Genomic DNA, 4,514 nt, shown 5'->3' with positions numbered 1-4,514 from the left:
GTATATTTTTTCCCACACCCATGACAAAAGCGACTTTTACAGGTAAAACATACAAACTTAGGACTTGGCTCTCCTTCGCACCCCAAACATTCATATCGTGCATAACCTAAGTCTTTTGTTCCGCATCTAATAGTTTTTATAACTGTTTCCTCTATATCATCCCGATAATCTACTGGGAACCTTTGGGCATGTAATGCCCAAAAACCATTAAAGTGTTCTTTTAATATTTGTTTAATAACTCCAGAACCTTTTTTACCCATACCGAAATATCTCCTAAATTTATTAGTTAAATTCTATCACATACTTATCCACAACTGAGTCATTTTATAATTTCCTAAACAAAAATAAAAACTCTCTGACCATCAGAGAGTCCAAAATAAATAAAAACCAATGGAAACTACCGCAATATCGGCACAAATATGTAAAATCCATGAGTTTAAAAAATTATTCGATTTAGTATTGAGCCAGCAAAATATAAATCCAACTATAAATAATCCTGCTAACGCTAATAACATAATTTCAAAGCTAAACCATGTAGCGAAAATCGCCACATGATAGACGGCAAACAATGCGGAAGAAAAAATGTATCCTAACCAGTGATAACCAGATTGATAGAATTTAAGAAAAATAAACCCTCGAAAATAAAACTCTTCTAATAATGAATTTCCAAACGTGATATACAACGCGACAAACACGTATGTTTCAAGCGTAATATTTAGTCGCTCTTGTAAATCAAGAATAATCCCTTCCGCATCTATGTAGTTTTGTAGTAAAACATAAGCAGTGATAACGACGATCATCGATAAAATACCTAGCTCAATTCCGAGTTGCAAGCCTTTAACGTCGATTTGATTCAATCTTAATGATTCCATCAGCTTTTCTTTTAGTACGATTTTTATGAAAAGAACAGGAACGATTAAGAACAGTAGAATTTTAGAAGAAGTCTTTAATACATATGAAACTTCTAAGATTTGTTCAATATAAAAAAGGGCCACACAACTAATGACGGACAGAACAATGACTTGTCTAATCTGATTTTTGTTCAACCTACACCCTCTCCCTCCTTATCAATATTTTACATATAGAACATTGCAAATAAAACATTCGCTTTCGCAAATAAGGATCTGATTTTTCAAAGTAAACAAGTCTTTCTTGCAAGTAAACGATTAATTTTTCCAAATAACTACTTCAAAGTCGCAAGTAGCCATTTCATTCTTGCAAATAGAACGCGCATTTTTAAAAATAAAATCCCCGAGCATTAAACTCGGGGTATCCATTTACTTCACTGCATCATCTTTTAACCCTGACCAGAAAGCCAGTACAATCGAAATAATCACCACAATAAAAGGTGCGTATGTGATTAAGAATTGATCCATCATTAATACCTCCTCTTTTCTTCACCTTTGACGTAAGTTCGGTTGAACAAGAATAGTCTTGCGAGTAATAAAATTGAAGGAACTAATAACGCGAACCCTGCGATAAACGCAATAATTAACGCTTGCGCCATTGCGTCATTGGTAAACCCGTCGTAAATTGTGAGGTACGGATATAACAAATAAGGATAGTGCGACACTCCGTATCCAAAGAACGCTAGGCCAAATTGGATGATTAAACTCCAAAAAGCCATGCTGAAAAATTTTCGTTTCCATAACAAGTACACAGTAATGACAAAGAATATAGTAGATAAGCCAAAGACCCACCATATATTCATAATGTTTGTGAAGTGATCATAATTGTGCTGCCTTAACTGCCAGATGATTAACCCAGCAGATAAAATCGTCGGTCCACTCCAAGCCAATGCATATTTTCTTAACACTTCACGAGCAGCAAAATCTTCTGCCACATCTGCATACGCTGTGAGAAAGGTTGCTGAAATGTATAACACACTGACGACGCTTAGAATGACAATACTCCATGTCAGTGGGCTAAAGAACAACTCCCCATACAGCAACTTCGGGTTGTCACCAACAATCTCAACAAATCCACCTTCCGAAATCGTCAACACGATCGAAAGTGATGCAGGAATGAGCAATCCCGCTACACCATATAAGAAGATATATGCCTTACTATCTTTTGCCCCGTAAGTCTGAAACGCATAATAGGACCCACGAATCGCTAGCAATATAATCGATATACTAATCGGAACTAATAAGATCGTTCCGTAGTAATAGGCCGAACTTGGGAAGAACCCGACCATTCCAACGAAGAAAAAGACTAAAAACACATTGGTCACTTCCCAAAGCGGTGATAAATAGCGCTGAATAATATGGTGTAGTACATGCTTGGTATTTGCGAGTTCACTATATGCACTAAAAAATCCAGCACCGAAATCAATCGAGGCAATGATGATATAGCCGAATAAAAATAGCCACAGTACGGATACACCTATAATCGCTAAATCCATTACCTCTCACCTCTTTCATTAGCATGATCAGCGAGTTCCTTTTCTACCGGATTTTTCTTAAACATTCTAATTAACACAACAATACTCGCTGTTCCTAAAACTAAATACAATCCAGCAAACAGCCACAACATCGTATCTACATAAGCTGCTGATGTTGCGCCTTCAGGTGTTCTCATAAACCCTCTTAAAATCCACGGCTGGCGACCAAACTCGGCATAGAACCATCCCATCTCGATCGCAATCATGGAAAGCGGACCCGACAACACCAGTACGAAGTTAAACACTTTATTTTTTATCACCTTCCACTTGCGACGAACCGCTAACCAATAAAATGCGGAAATAAAGGTCAACCACATGCCGATTGCCACCATTAAATCAAAGAAGTAATGCACAATATAAGGTGGATGGTCTTCTTCTGGAAACTCATTTAGTCCCGTCACTTCAGCCGTTGGATCACCATGTGCTAAAATGCTTAAGGCATATGGAATTTCAATGGCCCCTCTTATTTCTCCTTCATCGTCCAACCATCCGAACAACACAAGTGGTGCCGCTTCTTCCGTCTCAAAATGCCACTCAGCAGCAGCTAACTTTTCAGGCTGATATTCCGCTAAAAACTTACCAGAAAAATCACCGACTATAACGGTCGCAATCGAGAAGATTAAACCAACCTTCATCATTAAGTAAAGAGCTTTTTTATGATAAATGTGGTCACGTCCCTTAAATAAATGAAACGCTGCAATCGATGCTAAAACAAAAGCTGACGTCATATAAGCTGTTGTTAGAACGTGCGCAACCTTCGTTGGCGTCGCTGGGTTGAACATCGCCGCAATCGGATCCACATTCACTAATGCCCCGTTGACGATATCAAAACCTTGCGGGGTGTTCATAAACGCATTCACCATCGTAATGAAAAAGGCAGAGAATGACGCCCCAATCGCAACTGGAATTAACAAGAGCATATGCTTCTTCTGATTTTCAAAACGATCCCAAGTATATAAGTAAATACCAAGAAAAATAGCTTCAAAGAAAAACGCGAACGTCTCCATAAATAATGGCAAACTAATCACATGACCCGCTAACTCCATAAAGTTCGGCCACAAGAGTGATAACTGAAGCCCAATGGCAGTCCCCGTCACTACTCCGACGGCAACCGTAATTACAAAACCACGCGTCCAACGCCTAGCGAGTAATATATAATGTTCATCATTTTTCTTAATCCCTATCCACTGCGTAATCGCAATCATTAACGGAACCCCAACACCAATCGTTGCATATAATATATGAAAGGCTAACGTCAGCCCCGTTAACGTACGACTAAAAAAGACCGGATCGTACTCCATTACTAGAACAACCCCCTTCTATTAAAAAATTCTTCCTATAATCGAAATCAACATAATAATTGCCACACTAAAACTGAGGATAATTAGCCACTTTTCATGCTTTTTATACATGTACATCTCCCCTTCACCCATATTATACCCCATTCACACTTTTTACTAATCTAGAATCAGTTAAAGCTTTGTTACGAACCATTGATAATTTTGTGAACTAATTCACAAACTCTGGATGTTGGTGAAACCATTCATCATTTTGGCGAAAGCCTGTCCCAATTTAGCGAAAGCAGATCTCATAATAGCGAAATGCCTTCCAACTTTAGCGAGACCAAATCTCAGATTGGCGAAACAACTTTTAACTTTGGCGAATCTTCCACCAAAACAATCGATACTTACTTAATATTATTCGTTGAAAATCTTCTTTAACCTTTATAACAAATAACATTTACATTACAATTCTTATCATGTAAACTTTTGGAAAAGACTTAAGGAGAGAGATGTAACTGCTAAACTAAATTATACAGTTTTCGCTAGATAAAATTGAACACTTTTTTACCAAATTTCCTTCGGAAAAGTATATGATAGGTTTTTAGAGTTCATTAACTTTGCTGGAGGTGCGAAAGGTGGAAAAGTGGGAAGTGTACATTAAGATTCAACAATTATTAGAACAAGGATTTAGCAAAACAAAAACGGCAGACAAGCTTGGTATTTCAAGGGGGACGTTATATAACTATTTAGAGAAATCACCAGAAGAAATGGCTTTATGGGTTGCTTCA

Annotated in this window: 6 protein-coding genes; 1 reads left to right on the top strand and 5 read right to left on the bottom strand. The window is 37.6% G+C overall.

What is annotated here, in order from left to right:
- The 5 genes from BMY57_RS15765 to BMY57_RS15750 all read right to left on the bottom strand — a co-directional run.
- Positions 1-260 (bottom strand): transposase zinc-binding domain-containing protein (locus BMY57_RS15765; RefSeq protein ID WP_177176412.1); only part of this gene is annotated, 260 nt, incomplete at its 3' end.
- 102 nt (positions 261-362) lie between these two features.
- On the bottom strand, positions 363-1,046 hold the full coding sequence (locus BMY57_RS15760) for a CPBP family intramembrane glutamic endopeptidase (RefSeq protein WP_091776398.1): 684 nt from the start codon (positions 1,044-1,046) through the stop codon (positions 363-365).
- Positions 1,047-1,277: 231 nt separating this feature from the next.
- The gene (gene cydS, locus BMY57_RS16600; RefSeq protein WP_423809555.1) at positions 1,278-1,376 is read right to left on the bottom strand and encodes a cytochrome bd oxidase small subunit CydS family protein; all 99 of its coding nucleotides are present in this window, start codon (positions 1,374-1,376) and stop codon (positions 1,278-1,280) included.
- Between the two features lie 2 nt (positions 1,377-1,378).
- A complete protein-coding gene (locus BMY57_RS15755; protein WP_091776395.1) occupies positions 1,379-2,404 on the bottom strand; it encodes a cytochrome d ubiquinol oxidase subunit II in 1,026 nt (341 codons plus the stop codon).
- A complete protein-coding gene (locus tag BMY57_RS15750) occupies positions 2,404-3,744 on the bottom strand; it encodes a cytochrome ubiquinol oxidase subunit I (protein ID WP_091776391.1) in 1,341 nt (446 codons plus the stop codon). The genes BMY57_RS15755 and BMY57_RS15750 overlap by 1 nt, the downstream gene beginning before the upstream one ends.
- Before the next feature lie 608 nt (positions 3,745-4,352).
- Between BMY57_RS15750 and BMY57_RS15745 the strand changes: the two genes are divergently transcribed.
- The coding region (locus tag BMY57_RS15745) for a helix-turn-helix domain-containing protein (protein ID WP_369678873.1) at positions 4,353-4,514 on the top strand (162 nt) is incomplete at its 3' end.

Origin of the sequence: Piscibacillus halophilus, from assembly GCF_900110685.1 — a bacterium.
Taxonomy (GTDB): domain Bacteria; phylum Bacillota; class Bacilli; order Bacillales; family Alkalibacillaceae; genus Piscibacillus; species Piscibacillus halophilus.
The sequence above is the reverse complement of the archived record's forward strand: the minus strand, read 5'-3'. Positions and strand labels throughout refer to the sequence as shown.

Excerpts from the sequence above, each read along its gene's own strand:
- BMY57_RS15755 (WP_091776395.1), bottom strand. The coding sequence starts at position 2,404 with ATGGATTTAGCGATTATAGGTGTATCCGTACTGTGGCTATTTTTATTC.
- cydS (WP_423809555.1), bottom strand. The coding sequence starts at position 1,376 with ATGGATCAATTCTTAATCACATACGCACCTTTTATTGTGGTGATTATT.
- BMY57_RS15750 (WP_091776391.1), bottom strand. The coding sequence starts at position 3,744 with ATGGAGTACGATCCGGTCTTTTTTAGTCGTACGTTAACGGGGCTGACG.